Source organism: Larkinella soli, assembly GCF_003703975.1.
GTDB classification, from domain to species: Bacteria; Bacteroidota; Bacteroidia; order Cytophagales; family Spirosomataceae; genus Larkinella; species Larkinella soli.
Window position 1 is genome coordinate 220,830 of the sequence record NZ_ML112622.1, and the last position, 24,442, is coordinate 245,271.

The window sequence follows — 24,442 nt, forward strand, 5'->3', positions numbered from 1 at the left end:
TCGCGTCTTCGCTTAGGATTGACGTTCTTTTTTTCGGATGATTTCCCGGACCACATACAAGGGCCTCCCTTTGGTCTGGAAGAAAATCCGCAGAACGTACTCGCCGATGAGACCCAGCCCGATCAGCTGAATACCGCTGAAGAGGATGATGGCGAAAAGCAGCGCGGTGAAGCCCTGAGGAACTCCGCCAAAGAAGTATTTCTTGATGAGGGTCTGGATGAAGTACAGCACGGCGATCCCGATGGAGAACATGCCGAGGTTGGTCACGAACTTGATCGGGTATTCGCTGAAGTTAAAAATACCGTTATAAGCCAGCCGGCGCAGCATTTTGAAGGAGTATTTCGACTCCCCGGCCTGTCGGGCGTCGCGTTCGTATTCCAGGCCGATCTGTTTGAACCCGACCCAGCTCCGCATCCCGCGGATAAACCGGCTTTCTTCCGGCATCTGGTTCAGGACGTTGGCGACCCGGCGGCTGATCAGCGAAAAATCTCCGCTGTCGAGCGGAATATCGACGTAGGAAATCGACTTCATGAACCGGTAAAACAGAAAGTAGGCGGCTTTCTTGATGAAGCCCTCCTTCCGTTTCTTCCGAACCGCATACACCACGTCGAACCCCTCCTGCAGTTTGGCGTAGAAGTCGGGAAGCAGCTCGGGCGGGTCCTGCAGGTCGCCGTCGATCACGAACAGGGCTTCGGTTCCGCGGGCTGCGGCCATACCGGCCGTCAGGGCAATCTGGTGGCCGTAATTACGGGCCAGAAAGACGCAGTGGTACCGGTCGTCGGCCAGCGCCAGCCGCTGCATCAGTTCGGCGGTATTGTCGCGGCTGCCGTCGTCGATCAGAACCACCTCGATGCTCAGCGGAGAACGGTCCATCAGCGCATTCAGCCGGGCTACCAGGTGCGGAAACGATTCTCTTTCGTTATAGAGAGGAGCGACAATCGAAATCTGTGGTTCGGACAAAGTCACGATAGGTTAATTCTTATGGGTGGCAAAATTACATTAAATCTTCAGTGAACCGTCAGGGTCTGCTGCGAAAACCGGATGGCCGGCCCGGCCCCGGGCACCGCCAGCATGCCCAGCCGGTAGGTTCCCTTCGGCAGCAGTTCCTTCAGCACCCAGGTCTGAACGCCGACGATCCGCCCGCCCAGCCCGTAAAACCGGCGGGGAACGAAAGGCGCCTGCGACGAAAACAGGTAGGTCTGCCGGTCCGACTGGGCGATCAGGCAGACGTTGCGGACGCCGTCGGGCAGATACCAGTCCGGGCTCTCGATCCGGTAGCTGCCGGCCGACTCGGTAACGGACAGTTTCAGCTTCGGATCGGCAGGCCGGGACTTTCTCAGCAGGTCGGCTTCGAAGGGCGAATAGAAACTGTCGGGATAGCGGTAAATGCCCGTGGCGACACTCTGGTCCATCATCGCCCGGGCGGTATCGGCAAAGGCGGTTCCGGGCGTTGCACCCAGGCCTACGCCATTGTGTTTCTGGTTGAAGGCCTGCACCAGCATGATCTGCTTCCGCTCGGCCAGCCGGGGCCAGTGAAAACCATACGCCCAGGCCCATACGAACCCGCCCACCAGCAGTCCGACCACCAGCCAGCGCCAGCGGATCGGCTGCGTCCGGCTCTGGCTGATCAGGGTCAGATACAGCAGGGCCGTCAGCAGGGCCGGATAGATCAGATAATTGCTGACCAGCATGACGTCATAGCCGAACCGGGGTCGCAGAAAAGCCACCGCCGAGGCATTGACAAACAGCAGGGCGTAACATCCGATCAGAAAATACTGCGTCCGGAGCTGCCGGGCCGGAGGCCGGTACCGAAACCGGATCAGGTCGAACACCATCGGCAGGACGTAAACGACCACCCCGAACGCAATGACGAAGCCGAACAGGGTCGGCAGGATGCTTCGGCGGAACACCTCGATGTCGGGAAACAGGTTGAAGAAGCCGCCGATGAAGGTAAAAAAGCCCAGAAACACCAGGTGCGGGTGTTGCAGAAAAAACGAAAAGCTGCTTTCATTGCCCTGTGGGCCGGCATAGTCATAAAAATAAAACCAGACGGCAACCGCCCCGACGCCCAGCCAGATCGCCAGCCGCCGGTAATTTTTCTGGAGAACCAGCACGGCCGCCCCCGCCACCCAGCCGAACAGCCCGCTGCTCATCGAAAACGACGCCAGCAACTGACAGGCCACCCCCCCCCCGAACCGGCCGGCGGTGTCGCCCGAAAGCAGGTACAGCGCCGACAGCATCAGAAAAACGGCGGCCCCGTGCTGAAGGCCGGTAATGGCCCAGAGGCTGGTTCCGGAATATTCGGGCTGCAGGAAGATCAGCAACACCGGCACGAAATAGAGGGGGGGCAGACGAAACCAGTGGAACACCCGGTACAGAATGGCGACGGTGCCCATCAGGCACAGAAAAGCCACGCCGATGAGCCAGCGAAAATTCAGGTCGCCGGTCAGATGGTAAAAGCCGACCGTGGTCAGTTTGGCAAACAGGATGCGGTGTTCGTTATTGGGTTTCAGCAGGAGTGCGACCTTTTCGCCGAACGAATCGGATTTCAGATACAGCAGCAGAAACCCGACGAAGGACTCCAGGTCGTCGAACCAGGGCACATCGACCGCGTAGGTAAAGACCAGGGCCGCAAAACACAGCAGCGGAACGGCGATCAGGACCGGGGTCAGCCGTTCCAGCCGCCCCCCCCAGGCCGTGGTCGGGTAGTTTGTCGGGGAGGTCACCATCCTTTTCTTCTCCTAATCGTTTCGGTTCTCACTGCGGTTCAGATCGTTGGTTCAGGCGGAGCGGTAGGTCCGGTAAATTTTATAAAGTTCGACGGGCATCCGGAACATGTAGGAAAGCCGGATGCGCGAGTCGCTCTGCTCGATCCACTCCTTCAGGGGCATCTCCACCACCTTCTCGGAAAAGCCGGGCCGCCCGAACTGCCGGATCAGCCGCGCCAGAATTTCGACGTCGAACAGCCAGGGGCTGATGAACGGTTCGGAAAAAACCGTCGGCACGATCCCCCGGCGAAACAGCTTCGCTCCGCACTGGGTGTCGTAAACCGGAAGCTGGAGAATCAGGCTGATGAACGTGGCGATCACGCGGCCGATGTAGTGCCGGCCCGCATTTCGCCGGATCTGCGTACCCAGAAACTGAATCCGCGAACCCATCACCATCTGCCGGTTCGGAAAGCCGTCGAGCTGGGCCAGTAACTGGCCGATGGCTTCCAGCGGTGTGGCCAGGTCGGCGTCGAAATAACCGATGTAGTCGGCGGAAGTCTGCTGCATCTGGAGCATTCCGGCCCGCACCGCCCCCGCTTTCCCCTGGTTCTGTTTCAGATCGACCACCGTCACCTGCGCCGGGTTCTGACCGGCCAGTTGGTGAAGCACCTCCAGCGTTCGATCCTGACTGCCGTCGTTGACGAAACAGAACCGGACCTCCGGGTGAAGCTGCTGGTAGGTGCGGAACACCTCGGCGGGCAGGCGGCCGGCTTCGTTATAACAGGGAATGACAATACAAACGGTGGACATGCAGGTTACGGCCGATTCGCCGTCGGCGACTCCAAAATAATTACTTTTTTTCCATAATATCCGGCCTCACACCGATTCCAGAGGCTTTGGCGGTCCGAGCTGAGATCGTCGTTGAACATGGTGACGGGTTTGGCCGACAGCGGCACCAGCCGGACGGTATCGACGGCGGGATCTCTCAGCACCTGCTGGCGGGCCGTCATTTCCCGGTCGTAGGTAGCGGCCCGGCCCGAGATCCAGTCGCTGTACAGCCGTTTCAGGGGGACGCTCCGGTACAGGCTGAAGGCGACCCACAGCACCGCCAGGCCGGCGGTCCCGAAAAAATAGGTCATATTCATGCGGTTGCCGAGCCAGCCGCGCCGTTCGACGCCGACGACCCAGACCGTCAGGACGTAAAAAAAGCCGATCAGGAAATACGTAAAGACCAGATTCATAACCCGGGGGGGCGGTTCGATGCCGATGCCGTAATACGACGGAAAGATCAGCGCGGCCAGCAGGCCGACGTAGGCAATGACGGCCAGCCAGAGCGGCACGGCGAAGTACATACGCGCGCGATTATCGGTCCGGGCCAACCGCCGGGCGATCGGAACCCAGAGCGCTCCGAACACCAGTACGGGCGTCTGAACCAGCCATTGGCCGACGGCCCCGGCCAGGTAGACGAAGGCCGAACCGACCGAGAAAAAGAAGTTGCCGCCGTGTTCGTTGCCGCTCATCCGGATCTTGTTCCCCGGCGCCCGGAACAGCAGCCAGGTGGAGAACAGGGCCACGATCAGCATCCCGATGAAGAACCAGTCGAGTTTGCGCTGAAAGAGAAGCTGGTAACCGATCACCCCGCCCAGAAACAGCAGCATCCAGACCAGGTTCGTCTCACTCGACCCGACAATGGCGAAAATCAGGAATGCCGCCCAGACGGCGGTGAGCGTTTTGATGGGTCCGTCGAGCCGGTACCACCGGATGATGACCACGATCAGATAGAAGGTCAGGATCGTGGGAATGGTGTAGGAAGCCGCGGCCGCCAGCCAGAAAAAGCCTTCCATCGTGCTGGGAATCGCCAGCATGTAGAGAAAAAAGAGGATGCCCGTCGCCACCAGCCGCAGGCCGACCGACAGCGTCGGCATCAGTTCGCTGATGAGCAGATACAGCGTCCAGGTCCAGCCCAGCACCAGCAGCGCCGGAATCAGCCGGAAGGCATCGTACCAGCCCCACACCAGCGGGCTGGTATGCACGATCAGGTTGGAGAAATACCGCCCGGCCCAGCCGTCGTAATAAAACTTCTGGGCCTGCCAGACGCCGTGTTTCAGGGCCGTATCGGCAAAACAGAAATCGTCGACCGCCGAAGGATGATTATGGAAGGAAAGGACCAGCAGCGGCAGCAGGGCCAATCCGAAAAGGAGCAGGGCGGCTCCGTTGAGCAATGTAGATAAGCTGATATTCGATTGCATCATCCGGTATACAGGTTCTCTGAGGAGTCGGTCTCGGTGGTCCCGCTCGTCACCTCGGTGGGTATGGTCGGCGTTTTCGGACGGCTCAGGACCGGATAAATCAGCACGGCCGCCAGAATGACCAGCGTCCCGCCGTAGAATCCCGTCGTCATCCGCTCCCGGTCGCCGAAGATGATCCAGGCCAGCGCAATTCCGTATACCGGCTCCAGATTCACCGTCAGGTTGACGGCAAAGGCCGAAAACTTGCGCATCAGCCAGACGGAAGCCGAATAGGCATACACCGTACAGACAAACGCCAGAATACCGATCCAGAGCCAGTCGGTCGGCTCCGGTACGAGCGCGGCCGGTTCTTCCCAACCAAGCGCCAAATATAATCCCAGAAAAACCAGCGAACCGCCAAACGCCCCCGACATTTCGTAAAAGGTTATAATCAGGGGTGGATACCGTTTGGTAAACTGGCTGTTGATGATGGTAAAAACGGCCGCCAGCATGGCCGAAGCCACCGCCATCAGCAGGCCCGTCGCCCGGTCGATCTCGAACCGGAAGATCAGATACAGGCCCGCCATCACCACCGCACCGAGGACGACCTCCACGGCCTGCACCCGGCGCCGGAAAAACAGCGGTTCGAGCAGGCTGGTCCAGAGGGAGCCGGTGGCCATGCCGGCCAGACAGACCGACGCGTTGGCCACCCGGGCCGCCCCGAAAAACAGCATCCAGTGGACCGAAATCACCAGGCCGGTGGCCAGCAGCTTCCGGCGGTCGGCCGCACCCACCGGCACGAATCGGCGCTGGAAGAGCAGCACGGCCCCCAGCCCGAGGGCCGCCAGCAGGGTCCGGTATACCACCAGCGGCAGCGCGGGAACCGAAATCAGGAGGCCCAGAATGGCGGTAAACCCCCAGATCAGAACCAGGAAGTGCAGATGAAGGTAGTCGGTGGGCTTCGGGTGCGTCATCGCGGAATGGTATGGTAAAGCAGCAACCCGATGCCGGCAAAGATGAGATTCGGCAGCCAGACGGCCAGAATCGGGCTCATGTTCCCGGATTCGGCAATGCCTTTGGCCATCATGAAAAAGAGCAGGTAGACGAAAGCCAGCATAAAACCCAGCGCCACCTGCCAGCCCACCCCCCGCCGGCTTTTCCGGGCCGACATAATGACGCCGATGGCCGTCAGGATAATAATGGCGAAGGGTCGGGTCTGCCGCGAATATTTTTCCAGCAGGTAGGTTTCAATCCCGTCGGCACCCCGGCTCCGGAGCAGGTCGATGTAATTGTCGAGTTCGGGGAAGGTGAACGTCTCGAACAGGCTGTAATCGCTGTCGAAATCGGACGGATACAGGTTCAGCAGCGTATCGACCTTCGTGCCGTTGCTGAGCGACTCCTGCAGGCCGTTGATGGTCCGGATGTTGTAGTCGTAAACCGTCCATTTCTTTTTCTGGGGGCTCCACTCGATCCGGTCGCTCGACAGTTTACGCCGGAGCTGGTTGCCCTGCACCTGTTCGAGGGTGAACTTGTAACCGGTATTGGTCTGGTTGTTATAGCTTTCCAGATAGGCATACACGTTGGGGCCTACCTTGAGGTGAATGTTGCGCCCGGAATAGGTATAGGGGTCTTTGGTGTATTTCAGCTCGAAGGCGATGCGGGTCCGGTTGGCTTTCGGCACGACCCAGCCGACCAGAAAGTAGGTGGCGACGCCCAGAATGACGGCGCCCATGAAGTAGGGCACCATGAGCCGGATGAAGCTGATGCCGCTGCTCAGGATGGCGATGATCTCCGACTTGGCCGCCAGCCGCGAGGTCATGAACACCGTCGCGATGAACACCATGAGGGGGCTGATGTAATTGGCCCAGTACGGGATGAAATTCAGGTAGTAATCGAATATGATCTTGCTTGTCGGCGCATTATGCTTGTAGAAGTCGTCTACCTTCTCGGTGTAGTCGATGACGCAGACCACCAGTACAATGACCAGTACGACAAAGAGATACGTCAGCAGGAAACGCTTTAATATATACTGATCAAGAAGTTTCATAGGAACGTGGAAAATCAGTGGTCACTGTCGACCAATAGATTCCGGGCGACCTCGTTGCTCACGAACAGGGTTTTATCCCGGTTGATCTGAACAACGACGGATTTATCGAAATTATTGACCTCCTGGACCCGGACGCGGCAACCGAGGTTCAGCCCGGTTTTGTCGAGGTGCTGGAGGAATTCGGGCGAGTGTTCGAGCACGCCCATGACCCGTCCCTCCGTTCCGACGGGAACCTCGGAGAGCTTCGAGTATTCGACGGAAGGCATGAAACCGGCCGGGGTCGGAATCGGGTCGCCGTGCGGATCGAACTGCGGATAGCCCAGGAAGGCATCCAGCTTCCGGACGAGTTCTTCCGAGCGGATGTGCTCCAGTTCTTCGGCCATCTCGTGTACTTCGTCCCAGCCGAACCCCAGCTTCTCGGCCAGAAACACCTCCCAGAGCCGGTGCCGCCGGATGACCTTGAGCGCCAGCCGCTCCCCTTCTTCCGTCAGACGCACCCCCTGGTACTTCCGGTAATGGATCAGTTGCTTCTCGGCCAGCTTCCGCAGCATATCCGACACCGAAGCCGCCTTGGTGGCCGTCATCTCGGCCAGCGAGTTGGTCGTGACCTCCCCTTCCTGCCGGGCCGCCAGGTAATAAATGGTTTTTAAATAATTTTCTTCCGTGAACGAATACATATCCGTAGAACGGAGCCTCAGGCCGTTCATGCTTTCAAGTTACCTACAAATCTAAATTTTTCTGACCGGTTAAAAAATTTTTAGACTCGTCTAAATTTTTATTTAGAAACAATTAATATATTTGTTGCGTTAAGAGAAAGACAATTCTAAAAGTGCCCTAAGTTTATGGTTACTAAAGATTGGAAACCGACCGTGGCGACCGGGTGGAAATCCGAAAATAAGAATCTTTCGCTGCCGGAAGTTCACGCCAGCATCCCGGTCCCGGAGACCGGCTCATTTTTTAAACGTCTGATGGCTTTCGCCGGGCCGGGCCTGATGGTGGCGGTCGGCTACATGGACCCCGGCAACTGGGCCACCGACATCGCCGGCGGGTCCCGATTCGGCTACACGCTCCTGTCCGTCATTCTGATTTCGAACCTGTTCGCGATGCTCCTTCAGCACCTTTCCCTCAAGCTGGGCATTGCGACCGGACGCGATCTGGCCCAGGCCTGCCGCGATCACTACAGCCGCCCCGTCTCCCTGGCGTTATGGCTGCTCTGCGAAGTGGCCATTGCGGCCTGCGATCTGGCGGAGGTAATCGGATCGGCGCTGGCCCTGAACCTTCTCTTCGGCATTCCGCTGGCGGTCGGGGTCTGCATCACCGCGCTCGATGTTCTGCTGCTGCTGTACCTCCAGCATAAAGGCTTCCGCTGGCTGGAACGCATCGTCGGCGGGCTGATCTTCGTGATCTTCCTCTGCTTCGCCTATGAACTGCTGCTGGCCAAACCCGCCATTGCCGCGGTGCTGGACGGCCTCATCCCGCGGAAAGAGATCGTCACCGACCCGAATATGCTGTACGTTGCCATCGGGATTCTGGGCGCCACCGTCATGCCGCACAACCTGTATCTGCATTCGAGCATCGTGCAGACCCGGAATTTCGGAAGGACGGAAGCCGGCCGCCGGAACGCCATCAAATTCGCCACCATCGACTCCACGGTTTCGCTTTTCCTGGCTTTCTTCATCAACGGGGCCATCCTGATTCTTTCAGCGGCCGCTTTCCATTTTTCCGGCAATCGCGAGGTCGCCGACATTATGGATGCGCACCGCCTGCTGGACCCCCTGCTGGGAGCCACGCTGGCCGGTGTCGTCTTCGCGGTAGCGCTGCTGGCTTCGGGCCAGAACTCCACCCTTACCGGAACCCTGGCCGGCCAGATCGTGATGGAGGGCTTTCTGAACCTGCGGCTCAAACCCTGGGTCCGCCGGCTGATCACGCGTCTGATCGCCATCGTTCCGGCCCTGATCGTAACGATTCTGTACGGTGAACACGGCACTTCCGAGCTGCTGGTCTTCAGCCAGGTGGTTCTGTCGGTGCAGCTGAGTTTCGCCGTCGTGCCGCTGGTGCAGTTCACCAGCGACCGGCTGAAAATGGGTCCCTTCGTGAACCCCCGCTGGCTGACCGCCCTGAGCTGGACGGTGGCCGCCCTGATCATCGGCCTGAACGTGATCCTGCTGGCGAATGCATTCTGACCTCAATTACCGAAAAGTTTGGACAATCCCGATAAAATTTTGCCCTTCAGGCGGTATGTAGCAACTCTTCTCCGAAAAATGGGTTAACCTGTTATCTTTGCCGGGATTTCACCGCCCGTGCTGAGCTTTAAGCGCGGAAACCAATCGGTATGGAACATAACAGGAACCTGGATAAAGTATCGGCAGCGGGTCTGCTGGTCGCACTGGGTATCATTTACGGGGACATCGGTACCTCTCCTCTTTACGTACTTCGGGCTGTAGTAGGCACCGATCAACCCATTCAGAGAGACATCGTCAGAGGGGCACTCTCCTGTATTTTCTGGACCATTACCCTTCAGACTTCCATTAAGTATGTCGTTCTGGTTCTGCGGGCCGATAACCGGGGAGAAGGCGGCACCTTTGCCCTCTACGCCCTCGTCCGGCGGCATGCCCGCTGGCTGACCGTCCCGGCCATCATCGGGGGAAGTTCGCTCCTGGCCGACAGCATCATCACCCCGCCGATTTCGGTCTCCTCCGCCATCGAGGGGCTTCGGATTATCTACCCCGACATTCCGACGGTTCCTATCGTTCTGGGAATTCTGGCCCTGCTTTTTCTGATTCAGACCTTCGGAACCAGCGTGGTCGGGACGGCCTTCGGCCCCATCATGCTTCTATGGTTCACGATGCTCGGAACGCTGGGCGTGTTGCAGATAATCGACGATGTGTCCATTCTTCAGGCCGTCAATCCCTATTACGGTATTCATTTTCTGAGTTATTACCCCGGTGCCTTCTGGCTGCTGGGAGCGGTCTTTCTGTCGACGACCGGTGCCGAAGCGCTGTATGCCGACATGGGGCATACCGGCCGGGGCAACATCCGGGCCAGCTGGGCCTTCGTGAAGGTCTGCCTGCTGCTCAATTATTTCGGCCAGGGGGCTTTTGTGGAAAGCATGGAGGGCCAGCGGCTGAACGACCTCAACCCGTTCTATGGCCTGATGCCCGACTGGTTCCTGATTGCCGGCATTGCGATTGCCACGGCCGCGACCGTCATCGCCAGCCAGGCCATGATTACGGGCGCCTTCACCCTCATCAGTGAAGCCATCCGGCTCAATTTCTGGCCGAAGGTCCGGCTGCGCTACCCGACCAACCAGAAAGGGCAGTTGTATGTGCCGAGCATCAACTGGCTGCTGTTTGCGGGCTGTGTAGGTGTGGTGCTGTATTTTCAGGAATCCTCCCGGATGGAAGCCGCCTACGGTCTGGCCATCACGCTGACCATGCTGATGACGACCATCCTGTTCAGCTACTACATGTATTCGCACAAATTCAACGCATGGTTTGTGCTGTTTTTCCTGATCTTCTATCTCTTTGTCGAAAGCTCCTTCCTGATCGCCAACCTGGCGAAGTTCACCCACGGCGGGTGGGTGTCGGTGCTGATTGCGGGCATCATGGCCGGCGTCATGATCATCTGGCTGAATGCCAGCAAAATCAAGCTGCGGTTGACGGAATACGTCAAGATCAGCCAGTACATCCAGCCGTTCAAGGAACTGAGCCGGGACATCAGCATCCCGAAATACGCCACGCACCTGGTCTTTATGAGCAATGCCGCCCGGGCGTCTGAAATCGAATCCAAGATCATCTACTCCATCTTCCAGAAGCGGCCCAAGCGCGCCGACATCTACTGGTTCATCCACGTCGATACCACCGACGATCCGTATACGATGGAGTACAAGGTGAATACCATCGCTCCCGACGACGTTTATAAGATTACGTTCCGGCTCGGATTCCGGGTCGAGCAGCGGATCAACCTGTTCTTCCGGAAGGTGATCGAAGACATGGTGAAGAATAAGGAGGTAGACATTACCAGCCGCTACGAATCGCTCAGCCGTCAGAACGTGATCGGCGACTTCCGTTTTGTGGTGCTCGAAAAGTTCCTCTCCTACGAGAACGATCTGCCCTTCCGCGAACGGATCGTGATGGACGTTTACTTCTACGTAAAAGGATTCACCACGCCCGAAGACCGCTGGTTCGGGCTGGACAGCAGCGCCGTGAAGATTGAAAAGGTGCCGCTGGTGATCCGCCCCGTCGAGAACGTCAAACTGAAACGCATCTATACTTAGTCACTCGTAAACCACATCTATGAAACTTCTCATCACCGGCGGAGCCGGATTTGTCGGTTCCTCGCTGGCGCTTTCGCTCAAAAACAATTACCCTCACTACGAAATTTACGTTCTCGACAACCTGAAGCGCAAGGGCTCCGAACTGAACGTGGCCCGACTGAGCAAAGCCGGTATCCACTTTGTTCACGGCGACATCCGAAACAAAGAGGATTTCGACGCCATTCCGCCGGTCGATGCCCTGATCGAAGCTTCGGCCGAGCCGTCCGTGCTGGCCGGGCTGAACGGAACGCCCGATTACCTGATCAACACCAACCTTTTCGGAACGGTCAACTGCCTGAATTTCGCCCTGAAGTCGAAGGCAAACGTCCTTTTTCTCTCGACGAGCCGGGTGTATCCCATCAAGGCCATCGAAACCCTGAATTTCGAGGAATCCGACACCCGTTTCGTCCTGACCGACCAGCAGCCGATTCCCGGCGTGTCGTCGAAAGGCATCGCCGAGAACTTCCCGCTCGACGGCGCCCGGTCTCTGTACGGAACCACCAAACTGGCTTCGGAGCTGATCATTCAGGAATACAACGAATTTTACGGCCTGAAGACCGTCATCAATCGCTGCGGGGTCATCACCGGTCCTTGGCAGATGGGCAAGGCGGACCAGGGCGTGATGGTGCTCTGGGTCGCCAAGCATTACTTCGAGCAGCAGCTGGCCTACATCGGTTACGGTGGAACGGGCAAGCAGACCCGCGACATGCTGCACATTGCCGACCTGTACCGGCTGATCGACTGGGAGCTGCACCACATCGACGAGGTGAACGGTGAAATTCTGAATGCCGGCGGGGGGGTGGAAAGCAGTGCTTCGCTTCAGGAACTGACCCGGATCTGTCAGGAAGTGACCGGTCGTACGATTCCGATCAACCCGGTAACCGAAAACCGGGCGGCCGATATCCGGCTTTATATCACCGACAATACGAAAGTGACGAACCGAACCGGCTGGAAACCTGAACTGGGCATCCGGGAGATCGTAACCGACATCACGGCCTGGCTCGACGAAAACCGGGCGGCTCTCGAACCGATTCTGAAATAAACGCCGGTCTAATAAAAACGAAAGCCGCCCCGATGGGGCGGCTTTCGGCATTCCGGAGGCTGCGGGATCAGCTCGCCGTCACTTCGATTTCTTCTCCCTGCTTATTGTAGAACTTGAACTCGTTGATCCCGAAAGAACTGTCCTTGATGAGCGTTACCCACGTCTTGTATTTCATGAACCACTGCATCTGTTTCGACCAGATGCCCTTGGTGTAGAAGGCGTACAGGTACGGGTGCATCATGATCTGCACCCCCCGCTCGTTCTGACGGGTCAGTATATAGTCCAGATTCTGTTCGACGAGGTCAGTGATCAGAATGCTGGCCTGAATCGTTCCGGTGCCGCCACAGGTCGGGCAGACTTCCTTGGTAACGATGTTGATTTCCGGCCGTACGCGCTGGCGCGTGATCTGCATCAGGCCGAATTTGGTCAGGGGGAGAATCGTGAATTTCGAGCGATCGGTTTTCATTTCCTCCCGCATCACGTCGAAAATCATCTTCTTATTGTCGGGCTTCTTCATGTCGATGAAATCGATCACGATGATTCCGCCCATGTCGCGCAGCCGGAGCTGGCGGGCAATTTCTTTCGCGGCTTCCCGGTTGACGCTGACGGCCGTAGCCTCCTGGTCTTCTTCGGAATTCGACTTGTTGCCGCTGTTGACGTCGATCACGTGCAGCGCTTCCGTGTGTTCGATGATCAGGTAACCCCCTCCCGGCAGGCTGACCGACCGGCCGAACAACGATTTGATCTGCTTTTCCAGCCCGAACTGTTCGAATACTTTGGTCTTGTTGTTATTATACAACTTGACGATCTTCTCTTTTTCGGGGGCAATCGTGTGGATGTAGGTCTTGATTTCATCATACATCTCGCGCGTATCGACGGTGATGCTGTCGAACGATTCGTTCAGCATGTCGCGAAGAATGGATGAAGCCCGGTTCATTTCGCCAATAATGCGGTCACGCGGTTTGGCGTCGCGCAGCGCGGCAATCCCCTTTTCCCATTTTTCAAGGGAGTTGGTCAGGTCGCGGTCAAGTTCCTCGACGTCTTTGCCCTGAGCCACCGTCCGGACGATAACCCCGAAATGCTGGGGTTTGATGGACGACATCAACCGCAGCAGGCGGGTCCGTTCGGCCTTGTCCGTGATTTTTTTGGAGATGTTTACCGAACTGGCGAACGGCACCAGCACCAGATACCGTCCCGCAATGGAAAGATCGCACGAAAGGCGCGGTCCTTTGGTCGAAATGGGTTCTTTGACAACCTGCACCAGAATTGGTGCATTCTTGTTCAATACCTTGTCGATTTTCCCGAGTTTGTCAATTTCGGGTTCCAGCTTGAAATTATTCAGCCGGCCGGTATTGGCCCGTTTGGCGATTACGTCTTTCGTGAATTTGTTGAGGGAATTAATGTTGGGGCCAAGGTCGAGGTAATGCAGAAATGCATCCTTTTCGTATCCAATGTCGACGAAGGCGGCATTGAGACCCGTCACCAATTTCTTAACTGTTCCTAAGTAAATATCGCCGACGGTAAAGCTGCTGTCCGACTCTTCAACGTGATATTCCAGCAGTCTTTTGTCCTGCAAAAGTGCTATCCGATCACCTCTCTGAGTCGAACTAATGACTAATTCGTTACTCACAAGATGAATAAGCGGTTAAGATGCCTGAAAATAAAGAAAAAGCCGGGCAATCGGTTCGAAGCGGTCAGGCTCTTCACCTGTCCACAAGCGAATGGTTCATCCGATTGGCCGGCCTATAGGGAAAGGCTCCGCAATGCTGCGGGCTCCCTTATTTTTTCTTATGGCGATTCTTTCTCAGACGCTTTTTCCGCTTGTGTGTGGCAATCTTGTGGCGTTTCCTTTTCTTTCCGCAAGGCATGATTTAAATGTGTTTAATCGTGAATACTTGTACCGGGCCGGGGTCCGGTACGTTTACAAATTTTGTTCAAGTTCTTTGACGGCGGCCTGAATGGTCGGGTCTTTTTCCCGTTCCTTCACATCGGCCAGCAATTTCCGGGCTTCTTCTTTCCGGCCCGTTTCGCTCAGGCTGATCGCCAGGTAAAACTGGGCTTTGGTATTGCCCGGGTGAGCGGAAAGAATCGCGCGAAACCGCTCTTCCGCCCGTTTGTACTGTCCGGATCGCATCGACAGCAGCCCCATGTTGAACAACGCCAGTTCGTTCGTCGGGTCCTGCTGGAGCACTTCGCGCAGCAGCATGATTCCCTGCATGGGCGTCTGGGTCGAAACATAGGTCATCGCCATGTTTGCCTTGGCCGCCAGCAGGTTCGGATTGCCGTCGAGTGCCTTCTGGTAATATTCACGCGTCTTGGCGCCTAACGCGGCCGACCGGTTGTTGTCGGCCGCAAAGCCATACGCTTCGTAATACAGATCGCCCGTCCGGAGAACGCCGGCATCCGACGGCGCAAGCTTCACCAGCTGCTCGGACACGTAGGCGGCACTGTCAAACCGGCTCACCTTCCGGTAGGCCTGGATGAGTGCTTCCCCGGCCGCCGGTTTCTGGTCGGAACCGGCGGAAGCGAACCGGCTTTTCAGCCCGGCGAGTTCCCGTTGCTGCTCCGGCGAAAGGCTTGGCGTATGGAGGTCCGAACGATCGTTGCGCAGCACCGCCGAATCACGGACGGCCGTCTGCGGATCGGTAGTGCGGGCATTGGTCAACTTCCGGTCTTCGTTCCGAACCACCACCTTCGGCAGGCTGTACAGCCCCGCCGTCAGCAGAATGCCCGCGCCGACAACCAGAAGAATGGATTTATTCATACTGTCTCTGAAAGTACCGCCGGTGCGGTTTGGCTTCTGACGTCCGACCCTGCCGCTTCGTTCAGCCGGAAGAGTCGGACGTCAGCCGCCGAAAAATGATACGATTAAGCAGAAACGTTTTCGTTCCGTTTAACCTGCGCTTTTACCTGCTCAACAAACACTTTGGCCGGCTTGAAGCTGGGGATGAAATGTTCGTCGATGACCATCGCCGTATTCTTGGAGATGTTCCGGGCCACTTTGCGGGCTCTCTTCTTGTTGATAAAACTACCGAACCCTCTCACGTAGATGTTCTCATCCTTCGCCAGGTTGTTCTTGATGACGGTGAAGAATGTCTCGATGGTGTGTTGAACATCTGCCTTGTCGATTCCTGTCTTCTCGGCAATTTCTGCGATTACGTCTGCTTTCGTCACGTTCGTACTAAACTTTAAGGTTCAATCAGTTGTTGAAAAAAAAGCCTCTTCAATTTGGGAGTACAAAGGTAGATTTTTCCTGTTACAGAAAAAACACTATTCTTTGTTTTTTCTTCTCAACGACACCACTTTACGAAATATTTTGGATTGGTTTTCAGACTCCTGCGACGCACCGGCCGGTTTTGCCGGGACCCTGGCGAAGTGGTACCGGCACCATCATCGCGATTTACCCTGGCGGCAGACGCAGGATCCGTATCTGATCTGGTTATCAGAGGTTATCCTTCAGCAGACGCGCGTCGTGCAGGGACGGCCCTATTACGAACGGTTCGCCCAAACGTATCCGACGGTTCAGGAGATGGCAGACGCCGACGAACGCGACCTGCTGAGGCTCTGGCAGGGGCTCGGCTACTATTCCCGGGCCCGAAACATGCACCAGACCGCCCGGTATGTGGCCGGTGAACTGGGCGGCCGGTTCCCCGACAATTTCCGCGGCCTGCTGAAACTCCGCGGCATCGGCGAGTACACCGCTGCGGCCATCGCTTCGTTTGCGTTCGGCGAAAGGGTGGCCGTGGTCGACGGCAACGTCTACCGGGTGCTGGCGCGGATCTTCGGCATCGAGGAGGATATCACCACCACCTCGGCCAGAAAGACCTTCCAGGCCCTGGCCGGCCGGCTGATTCAGGAGGCCGGCGACCCGGCCATCCATAACCAGGCCATGATGGAGTTCGGTGCCATCCAGTGTACGCCCGTCTCGCCCGACTGTCTGCTGTGCCCGTTCCAGCAGCAGTGCAGCGCCTTCCTGACCGGACGCCAGCACCGGCTGCCGGTGAAAAGCAGGAAGGGCGCCGTCCGTGAACGGTATTTCAATTATCTTGTGATCCGCCAGGGGGAGGCCGTTGCCATGAAAGAACGCCGGGAAAAGGACGTCTGGCAAAACCTTTACGACTTTTGCCTTGTTGAAACGGATCAGCCGGCGGAAGCGTTCCGCGAACTGCCCGAGGGAGAGCTTCTCAACTGGGTGCTTCGCGAGGGTATTCTGAGCGGATTGTCCGACGAACGAACCCAGGTTTTATCCCATCAGAAGATCCGGGCGCGGTTCTGGCTGGTGGAAATTCCGGAAGGCCGGAAAGTGGACTTACCAGAAGGAGTAACTTTTTGTAAACCGTCTGAAACTGAGCGGTTACCAAAGCCAATTTTAATCGCGGACTATTTGAAAAGTCTCGGTTTTTAGTTAACTTTACTTGTTAAGTTCACATCAATCCATCACAATAATTACCCTTTTATGGCAAGCATGAACAAAGTTATTCTGATTGGCAATGTCGGCAACGACCCCGAGGTTCGGTATCTGGACGGAGGATCGGTCGTGGCCCGTTTCAGCGTTGCCACGAATGAACGCTACACCACCCGGAGCGGTGAGCAGGTCGACCAGACCGAATGGTTCCGTGTGGAAGTTTGGAATGACCAGGCCAAGATTATCGAGAAATACGTGAAGAAAGGCAACCAGATCTACGTGGAAGGTCGCCTTCGGACCGAAACTTATAACGACCGTGAGGGCAAGGAACGTTTTTCCCTGACCGTTCGCGCCACGACCTTCCAGTTCCTCGGCACCCGCCAGGATGGTCCGGAAGTAGGCGAATCCTATAATGAACCGGCACCCCGGCCGCAGGCGGCTCCCGCACCGGCGCGTCAGGCCCCGGCTCAGCCGCAGGCCCCGGCCGCCCGTCAGGAAGCTCCGGCCCGGCAGGCCGCCCCGGCCCGCCGTCCGGAACCCGTTCCCGACGATCTGAATAATGCAGGCGACGACGATCTGCCGTTTTAACCCTGCGCGAGTGTTCACCAATTCGAAATTACATGGATAGCGATCCGCTTTCGGGTAAGGTGCTCCTGGCTGACGCCTGGGGCACCTATCTTCGTTTTTATGGCCCCTACGCAGGAATCCTGCTGGTTCTGCTGGCCCTGGCCGCCATCGTCTCCGCTTCCGAAGCGGCCTTTTTCTCCCTCTCTACCGATGACCGGGCCACCTGCCGCACCAGCGACGAGGCCTCGGAGCGCCGGATCATGCAGCTGCTCGACCGCCCCCGAAGGCTGCTGGCCTCCCTGCTCATCTTCAATAACCTCCTCAATCTGGCCATTGTCGTCATCGTGACCTACCTCGTCTGGGAACTGAGCCAGATCGACCCGACCTCGGGCTGGGTGCTGGCCGGGGTTACGGCCGTCGTCACGCTGACCATCGTCCTGTTCGGCGAGATCATTCCAAAGGTATACGCCAGCCAGAACAGCCTCTCGGTGGCCCGGAAAACGGCTCGCCTGGTGGCCGTGGCGTCCGCCCTGTTCAGACCGCTCTCGGTCCTGCTCGTCAGCCTGACCAACGTGATCGACAAACGCATTCAGCGACGCGGTTACAAGGTATCCATGGAAGAACTGAACCAGGCCGTCGAACTGACCAGCAGCGAGTCCACCCAGGAAGAACGCGAACTGATCCGGGGCATCGTTCACTTCAGCAACCTCACCGCCCGGCAGGTCATGCGGTCGCGGGTTGACATTACGGCCTTCTGCGAAGACCTGACGTTCAGCGAACTGATGGAGCAGATCAACCAGTCCGGCTATTCCCGTGTGCCGGTCTACCGGGAATCCGTCGACCATATCGACGGCCTGCTGTACATCAAGGACCTGCTGCCCCACCTCGACAAGGATGACTCTTTTGCCTGGCAGAGCCTGCTCCGGCCCGTTTTCTTCATCCCGGAAACCAAGAAGATCGACGACCTGCTTCAGGACTTTCAGACACGGCGGGTCCATATGGCCATCGTCGTGGACGAATACGGCGGTACCCGGGGGCTGGTTACACTCGAAGACATCATCGAGGAAATCTTTGGCGACATCAACGACGAATTTGACGAAGAAGAACCCATCCCTTACCAACAGGTCGATGAACGAACCATCGTTGTGGAAGGAAAAACGCTGCTGGTCGACGTGTGCCGGGTTCTGAAGATCGACACCTCCTATTTCAATGAAATCAAGGGGGAAAGCGAGTCGTTGGGCGGCCTGCTGCTGGAACTGTTCACCCGCCTGCCGGAAACCGGTGAAGAAGTCGGCTACGGGCCCTTCACGTTCAAGGTGCTGTCGGCCGACGACAAACGGATTCAGAACGTGCAGATCACCCGGCAGGACGTCACCGAAACCGTCGGCGTCGGGCGGTAATCCTCGCCGGAAGCATTTGGATAATCCGCTGGTTTTTCGGAGCTTATCTCCTCTGATAACCAACGACTGATCCGACCATGAATGCCTCTTCTCCGTCCTCCGATTCCAGTACGTTTCAGTGCTATGCCGGTCCCGATGCCGGAAAACGGCTGCTGCTGTCTCCCCACGTCCGGCTGATTCTCGGGAGTGGCTCCCAGAGCAGCTACATCCTGTCGGACCCCTTCGTAACCGATCAGCACCTTGTCATCTCGTACAACGGCGAGGGTCTGGATTTTCAGACCCTCGACAATCAGATGGTCCGGCTGAACGGCACCCCGGCCACGGCCGGCGAGCTGATCGTCGGCGAAGGCGATCTCCAGATCGGAACCTCCCTCTGGCGGCTCTCCCGGCCGGTGGTCGACGACCCCCCGGCCCCGAACCCGGTTTTCAGTGAACCCTTCCATCGCATTACCCATTTTGCCGGCGTCGATCAGCTGGACAGGGATTTCAGTCTGAAGTCCATTTTTTCCCGCATCGGCGAACACCGCACCGACGAGGACATCGAAAACGCCTTTACCGTCGGGACCCGGACCACCACCCCACCCCTCGACGCCATTGCGGCCAGCTGGCCGCAGCCCTGGCTGTTCGGCCGAATCGCCCTGGCCTCGCTGGTCATTTTCTGGGGGCTTTACATCGGCGTAGCCCAGTTCGGCAACGTCATCGTCATCCCCGGGCTGCTCTTTGTGGGTGCCTTCGCCATGCCGTTCGCCTGCCTGATCTTTTTCTGGGAGATGAACGCCCCGCAAAACGTCTCGCTGTACCAGACCGTCAAGCTGCTTTTTACGGGCGGTATTCTCTCTATCCTGATCTCGCTGGTATTTTTCAGTAATGCCGGGTTTCTGTCGAGCTGGCTGGGGGCTTCGAGTGCCGGTATTGTGGAGGAGTCCGGAAAGCTGCTGACGGTGCTGGCGCTGATGCGCAACAAACGCAAATACCCCTGGATACTGAACGGAATGCTGTTCGGAGCCGCCGTCGGAACCGGCTTTGCGGCTTTCGATTCGGCCGGGTATGCGTTCGTGGCCCTGCTGGGCCACGGCTCCATCGATGACGCCCTGAGCAGCATCGTTCTCCGGGGCATCCTATCGCCCTTCGCCCACGTGATCTGGACGGCCATCACGGCCGCGGCCGTCTGGCGGCTCAGGAAGTTTGGGGCTTTCAGATGGGAACTACTGCAGGAAAAAGCCTTCGTCCGACTGTTTCTGGTCGTCGTGCTGATGCACATGCTCTGGAACGCCGGCTTCACTTTGCCCCTTTTACCCGCGATCTTCGGCATTCAGTTCAAACACCTGCTGCTGGGGCTGATCGGCTGGATCATCGTGCTGAGTCTGATCCAGGAGGGCCTGAAACAGATTCGGAACGCCCAGAAGGAGGGCCGGACCGTGCCGGCTGAAAATTGAAGGGCTGCGGGAAGCGGAAGATTATGGGGTTATTTTGGTCCGGAAGCAACCAAAACCGGAGTTGGTTCGTACGTGTAGTGACATTCAACTACCCCAGCGTACGCACAATGAATTCCCTTTTATGGATGCTTCCGGCCGTGCCGGCCGGGCTGTATGCAGCCGCTCTTCTCCGGATTTTGCTGAAAGTCCGGAAAAAGTGTGAATGCCCGGAATGCCGGAATGCGATTCATCTCGAACGCACCTACCGACCCGGGTGGATGAAGCGGTATTTCGGCTACCTGCCCCTGAAATACTTTCATTGCCGCTCCTGCCACTATACGTTTTACCTGCATAGGGACACACCGGATACCGAACCGGTCCGGGCAGAGAAGTATTCCTGAAACGGCAGATTACAGTCCGACCATGATGCCTTTCACGAGCAGGATCAGGAAAGCGAAAGCCGTAATGACCAGCCCCCACTCGCGAAGACGGGTCATGACCTGCTTCATTTCGATCTGGCTCTGATAAGCGCCAATGAAATGTTCGGCAATGTCGGCGGAGGCAAACAGGCTGGCTGCCTGGAGCAGATTCCATGCATAATCATAACCGTCGACACATTTTTGCCAGATGAGAGGCTGAAGAAAGAAGTAAACCACCACGACCCACTCCTTCATTCCAAACCGGGTTACCCTTCCCTGTACCCGGTTCGCGAGGCTGATAAACAGTTGTTTCAACATGCTGCGTACGATGAGCAATCTCAAAGATAGCAAACATCCTGCCATGTTGACACTAACTCTATATAAAAAAAATACTAAAAAGTATTATTTACCCGGCCGGTGCATCATCAGCGTCTCGATTTCCGAGGTTACCTGCGCAACAGGCATGGCCTCGACCAGATAGGCATGGGGGCCGTTCGGATCGTCCTGCCAGGTGTTGCTGCCGCCGTTCAGCACGATGCGCCCGCGCTTCAGGGTATAATACGGCTCGACGCCCCGGATCGCCACCAGCACCGCCGTCTGGTCCCAGCTCATGCGGCCGTTGTTGTCTTCTTTTGTTTTCGGCATACAGAGGGCGAAGACGTCCTTCACCGGACTTTTCAGCGTCTGGTCGGCCACCAGCCGCGGGCCGGTTTTGATCTGTTTCCCGATCTCGAATCCGCTGAAGACGATCGGTGTGGGCCAGCCGGCAAAGGCCCGCTGCGAAGCCAGTGAGTCCTTGTGAACGTTGAATTCGTGGCCTTTCGGGAAGCCGCCCGCCATCGCCACAAGTTGCTTTACCTTTTTCTGCACCAGTTCTTTTCCCGACAGCTTCGAGTACCGGTCCGGGCCGGATTCGAGCAGGTTGGCCAGGTTAGTCAGAAACCCGACGGTCACGACGGTCACGCTGCCGTCGGGCTGGGCGGCCAGCACCTGCCGGTAGGTCGTCACGGCATCCGGCGCTTCGGAACTGGAGCGGATGCGGTGCGGGTATTTCTCCACCAGCATTTCGGGCCACTTCTGCCAGGCACCATCCGAAACTGCCGGGCCTTTCGGAACGCCCGTCGGCAGGTTCGGGCGACCGAAGAAGGTATTCAGGACGTCGATGGTCGGGACGATCAGTTCGTGCTTGTTGGAGGCAATGACGGCCAGGGGTCGGGCCTCTCCCCGGTCGGCCAGGGCGTGCAGCACTGCCATCGCGCCCACGTCGTCATAATCCGGGCCGATGTCGGTATCGAGAATGACAGGAACGGGCGTTTTGGCACGGCTGCCGGAGTTCTGGGCCAGGGAAAGGAGGCTGAACGCCGTCAGGCAAAGGGTCAGGAAGACTTTCATGGTTTAGGGGATTATTCGGCTAAGTTCCGAAATTACACCCATAAGCCGTCTCCTTTCAAAAAATTTCTAAGTACCGCCTTCACCTCGCCCGGCGGTGTACTGAGCCCGACGGCACTGTCCAGCCGCCGAAGCCGCTGCCCTTCCAGCGACGACAGTTCGCCGTCGATCAGGATACTGAAAATGAACAGCCGTTCGAGGCCCTGACGGATGTGTTCCGGGCAGGCAGCAAGTTGCTCGGGCAGGTAGGCGGTCGGCATTTCGTAGCGCAGGTTGAACCTGGCGGTCAGTGATTCGATCAGGAGCAGATGCGGGTAGTTATCGGGTTTCAGGGAAACGGCCGCATACTGAAGAACGCCCGGAATCTGGCCCCTGAAGGTCTGGTCCCGCCCGAATTCCTCACATAATTCATTCACGAACTGGCGGATGGTCAGGGGAGCCATGATCCGGACCTGGGCCTGCTTCAGAATGGACACGGTGGCCAGACCGGACCAGAGGGCGAACACTACCGTGCTCGACATCACCATGAAATACGGTTCGAGCGGCCCTCCCTTGCCGATCCGGGCGGCCAGCTGGAGCAGGCCGTCGCTGAGCAGGGCCAGGATGAAAATGGTCAGGAGGTAGCCCGGCATGGTCCAGGGCAGCAGAGGCCGGGGGGTCAGACGCGGTCGGAACATGCCGCGCTGTGTGCTGTTCCCGGCCAGCTTTTTCAGGTGCGTGCCGAACTGGGCGTCGTGCTGCCGCGGAAACTGACAGGCGATTTCCACCAGACGAACGGCCCATGAATGAACCATGATCTGGGCGTGCAGCATCAGATACAGCACTAAGGCGGCAAACAGGATGCTGACCAGGGGCCAGTCGCCCAGGGCGGTATGCGTCCGGGTAAACCACTCGCGCCAGAAAATATGGGGCAGATATACCACCCAGACGGCCGCAGCGCCCAGGAAGGCCGATACCAGCGTGGCCCCGGCTTTGAGCCGACGGATCACCCGTCGTTCCATCCCGTTAAGCACAAAGGGCTCATCGGAAGGGTGATCGGCATTGACGACCCGAACCAGATAGCGAAGGGCGGTTCGGTTCAGGGGAACCCGGGAGGAGTCGTCAGCAGAATCAGGTACTTCAATCATTTTGGAAACGGCTTGCCCAGATACAACTACGTATACGGGCAAGCTGTTTCCGAAATACCGGACTAAACCGGATACTTCCATTCCCCGCGGTATTCGCGGAATAGCATTTTATTGGCTTCAGGATCGTTCCTGATCTTTTCCTTTTCACCGTCCCATTCCACACTACGCCCAAGTTTATACGACAGCATCCCGAGCAGGGCCATATTGGTCGAGCGGTGGGCGATTTCGATGTCGCAGGTCGGACGGGTGTTGGTCCGGACGGCTTTCAGAAAATCCGTCCAGAGTTCGGCAATATTCTGATCGTCGGGTTTATGCAGCTGGGCGTCCTGGTGAATGATCGGCTTGTTGGGGTTGGACGGGTAGAAGGTCCAGCCGTCGAGCCAGCCCATGTGGAACGTGCCCTCGGTGCCGTAGAAGTAAACGCCCACGGCCTGCTGCGGGTGGGTTTTTTCGGCCGTGTTGCCCGCAAACTGGCGATGTTCCCAGACGGCCGTGAAGCCGTCGAAGTCGAAGCTGGCTACCTGATGATCGGGCGCGTCGGTCTGGTCCTGTTTGATGGCCCGGCCGCCGGTGGAGAAAACCGTCTTCGGGTATTTTTCCTCCGTCCACCACAGAATCTGGTCCATCCAGTGAATGCCCCAGTCGCCCAGTGTGCCGTTGGCGTAGTTAAGGTACGACCGCCAGCCGCGCGGGTGCATGGTCCGGTTATAGGCCCGCAGCGGAGCCGGGCCGCACCAGAAGTTCCAGTCCATTTCCTTCGGCGGTTCCTCGTCGGGGGTAACCTGGCCCGGTCCTCCGCCGTAATGCACGAACGCCCGGGCCATGCCGATCTTGCCGGCTTTGCCGGACTTCAGAAACTCCATGCCCGACACGTTGTGGGGAGAAACCCGCCGGTGCGTACCGACCTGGCAGACCTTGCCTGTCTGACGGGCTGCATTGACCATCGCCCGCCCTTCCATGATGGTATGTCCGATCGGCTTTTCGACGTACACGTGCGCGCCCTGCTTCATGGCCTCGATGGCGATCAGCGGGTGCCAGTGGTCGGGCGTGGCTACAATCACGATTTCGGGTTTCTCCTTGCTGAGCAGTTCCCGGTAATCCCGGTACAGTTTGGGTTTGTCGCTGGTCAGTTTGCCGACCTCCTCGGCGGTTTTGGTCAGTTGGCGCTGGTCCACGTCGCAGAGCGCCACCACTTTAGACTGCCCGGCCTGCATGGCGCAGCGCAGAATGTTGTTGCCCCACCATCCGGAGCCGATCAGGGCGGTGCGGTAGGTCGACTGCTGGGCGTAGGTAATAAACGGCCGGGCCGCCAGGGCCGCCCCCGCCAGGGCGGAAGACTTCAGAAAATCGGAACGGTTCATAATCGCTAAGGGAAAGGAA

At 57.8% G+C, this 24,442-nt stretch carries 22 protein-coding genes; 8 read left to right on the forward strand and 14 right to left on the reverse strand.

Translation table 11 applies throughout. The annotated features are described in order from the left end of the window. Nucleotides 1-12: 12 nt before the first annotated feature. The 7 genes from DX909_RS01030 to DX909_RS01060 are packed head-to-tail and all read right to left on the reverse strand — an operon-like array spanning nt 13 to nt 7,660. Nucleotides 13-960 (reverse strand): glycosyltransferase family 2 protein, encoded by a 948-nt coding sequence (locus tag DX909_RS01030; protein WP_128543187.1) that lies wholly within the window; start codon nt 958-960, stop codon nt 13-15. Nucleotides 961-1,007: 47 nt separating this feature from the next. Continuing rightward, a complete protein-coding gene (locus tag DX909_RS01035; protein WP_128543188.1) occupies nt 1,008-2,729 on the reverse strand; it encodes a hypothetical protein in 1,722 nt (573 codons plus the stop codon). A 51-nt stretch (nt 2,730-2,780) separates the two neighbouring features. Then, entirely contained in the window at nt 2,781-3,518 is a 738-nt protein-coding gene (locus DX909_RS01040; protein WP_128543189.1) for a dolichyl-phosphate beta-glucosyltransferase, read from the reverse strand. Nucleotides 3,519-3,523: 5 nt separating this feature from the next. After that, nucleotides 3,524-4,960, reverse strand: a complete 1,437-nt coding sequence (locus DX909_RS01045; RefSeq protein WP_229310893.1) for a DUF6056 family protein — start codon at nt 4,958-4,960, stop codon at nt 3,524-3,526. After that, nucleotides 4,957-5,910, reverse strand: a complete 954-nt coding sequence (locus DX909_RS01050; RefSeq protein ID WP_128543190.1) for a DMT family transporter — start codon at nt 5,908-5,910, stop codon at nt 4,957-4,959. The genes DX909_RS01045 and DX909_RS01050 overlap by 4 nt, the downstream gene beginning before the upstream one ends. Continuing rightward, complete coding sequence (locus tag DX909_RS01055; RefSeq protein WP_128543191.1) at nt 5,907-6,983, reverse strand: LptF/LptG family permease; 1,077 nt, start codon at nt 6,981-6,983, stop codon at nt 5,907-5,909. The genes DX909_RS01050 and DX909_RS01055 overlap by 4 nt, the downstream gene beginning before the upstream one ends. Nucleotides 6,984-6,997: 14 nt before the next feature. Beyond that, nucleotides 6,998-7,660: a metal-dependent transcriptional regulator gene (locus DX909_RS01060; protein WP_128543275.1), complete on the reverse strand. Its 663-nt coding sequence runs from the start codon at nt 7,658-7,660 to the stop codon at nt 6,998-7,000. 165 nt (nt 7,661-7,825) lie between these two features. Between DX909_RS01060 and DX909_RS01065 the strand changes: the two genes are divergently transcribed. The 3 genes from DX909_RS01065 (at nt 7,826) to DX909_RS01075 (ending at nt 12,340) form a co-directional block, all read left to right on the forward strand. Next, on the forward strand, nt 7,826-9,166 hold the full coding sequence (locus tag DX909_RS01065; protein ID WP_128543192.1) for an Nramp family divalent metal transporter: 1,341 nt from the start codon (nt 7,826-7,828) through the stop codon (nt 9,164-9,166). A 149-nt stretch (nt 9,167-9,315) separates the two neighbouring features. Then, nucleotides 9,316-11,259 carry a KUP/HAK/KT family potassium transporter gene (locus DX909_RS01070; RefSeq protein ID WP_128543193.1) on the forward strand — a complete coding sequence of 648 codons (1,944 nt, stop codon included), beginning with the start codon at nt 9,316-9,318 and terminating at the stop codon, nt 11,257-11,259. Between the two features lie 19 nt (nt 11,260-11,278). Beyond that, nucleotides 11,279-12,340, forward strand: coding sequence for an NAD-dependent epimerase/dehydratase family protein (locus tag DX909_RS01075; protein WP_128543194.1), 1,062 nt, complete (start codon nt 11,279-11,281; stop codon nt 12,338-12,340). 67 nt (nt 12,341-12,407) lie between these two features. Here the strand turns inward: DX909_RS01075 and DX909_RS01080 are convergent, their stop codons facing one another. From DX909_RS01080 to DX909_RS01090, 3 genes are all read right to left on the reverse strand, one after another. Beyond that, on the reverse strand, nt 12,408-13,970 hold the full coding sequence (locus DX909_RS01080; protein ID WP_128543195.1) for an Rne/Rng family ribonuclease: 1,563 nt from the start codon (nt 13,968-13,970) through the stop codon (nt 12,408-12,410). A gap of 291 nt (nt 13,971-14,261) precedes the next feature. Next, on the reverse strand, nt 14,262-15,104 hold the full coding sequence (locus DX909_RS01085) for a tetratricopeptide repeat protein (protein WP_128543196.1): 843 nt from the start codon (nt 15,102-15,104) through the stop codon (nt 14,262-14,264). A gap of 104 nt (nt 15,105-15,208) precedes the next feature. Then, a complete protein-coding gene (locus DX909_RS01090; RefSeq protein WP_128543197.1) occupies nt 15,209-15,514 on the reverse strand; it encodes an HU family DNA-binding protein in 306 nt (101 codons plus the stop codon). A gap of 142 nt (nt 15,515-15,656) precedes the next feature. On the opposite strand from DX909_RS01090, the gene mutY reads away from it, so the two are divergent. The 5 genes from mutY to DX909_RS01115 all read left to right on the forward strand — a co-directional run bounded on the left by mutY (nt 15,657) and on the right by DX909_RS01115 (nt 20,528). After that, nucleotides 15,657-16,745: an A/G-specific adenine glycosylase gene (gene mutY, locus DX909_RS01095; RefSeq protein ID WP_229310894.1), complete on the forward strand. Its 1,089-nt coding sequence runs from the start codon at nt 15,657-15,659 to the stop codon at nt 16,743-16,745. A gap of 51 nt (nt 16,746-16,796) precedes the next feature. Continuing rightward, nucleotides 16,797-17,333, forward strand: a complete 537-nt coding sequence (locus DX909_RS01100; protein ID WP_128543198.1) for a single-stranded DNA-binding protein — start codon at nt 16,797-16,799, stop codon at nt 17,331-17,333. Nucleotides 17,334-17,365: 32 nt separating this feature from the next. Then, complete coding sequence (gene gldE / locus DX909_RS01105) at nt 17,366-18,712, forward strand: gliding motility-associated protein GldE (RefSeq protein WP_128543199.1); 1,347 nt, start codon at nt 17,366-17,368, stop codon at nt 18,710-18,712. 77 nt (nt 18,713-18,789) lie between these two features. After that, on the forward strand, nt 18,790-20,148 hold the full coding sequence (locus DX909_RS01110; protein WP_128543200.1) for a PrsW family glutamic-type intramembrane protease: 1,359 nt from the start codon (nt 18,790-18,792) through the stop codon (nt 20,146-20,148). A 107-nt stretch (nt 20,149-20,255) separates the two neighbouring features. After that, complete coding sequence (locus DX909_RS01115) at nt 20,256-20,528, forward strand: hypothetical protein (RefSeq protein WP_128543201.1); 273 nt, start codon at nt 20,256-20,258, stop codon at nt 20,526-20,528. Nucleotides 20,529-20,537: 9 nt separating this feature from the next. Here the strand turns inward: DX909_RS01115 and DX909_RS01120 are convergent, their stop codons facing one another. From DX909_RS01120 to DX909_RS01135, 4 genes are all read right to left on the reverse strand, one after another. Further along, nucleotides 20,538-20,864, reverse strand: coding sequence for a hypothetical protein (locus tag DX909_RS01120; RefSeq protein WP_128543202.1), 327 nt, complete (start codon nt 20,862-20,864; stop codon nt 20,538-20,540). 84 nt (nt 20,865-20,948) lie between these two features. After that, on the reverse strand, nt 20,949-21,938 hold the full coding sequence (locus DX909_RS01125; protein ID WP_128543203.1) for a nucleoside hydrolase: 990 nt from the start codon (nt 21,936-21,938) through the stop codon (nt 20,949-20,951). Nucleotides 21,939-21,970: 32 nt separating this feature from the next. Next, complete coding sequence (locus DX909_RS01130) at nt 21,971-23,062, reverse strand: LBF_2804 family protein (RefSeq protein WP_128543204.1); 1,092 nt, start codon at nt 23,060-23,062, stop codon at nt 21,971-21,973. Between the two features lie 62 nt (nt 23,063-23,124). Further along, on the reverse strand, nt 23,125-24,423 hold the full coding sequence (locus tag DX909_RS01135; RefSeq protein WP_128543205.1) for a Gfo/Idh/MocA family protein: 1,299 nt from the start codon (nt 24,421-24,423) through the stop codon (nt 23,125-23,127). Nucleotides 24,424-24,442: the final 19 nt, after the last annotated feature.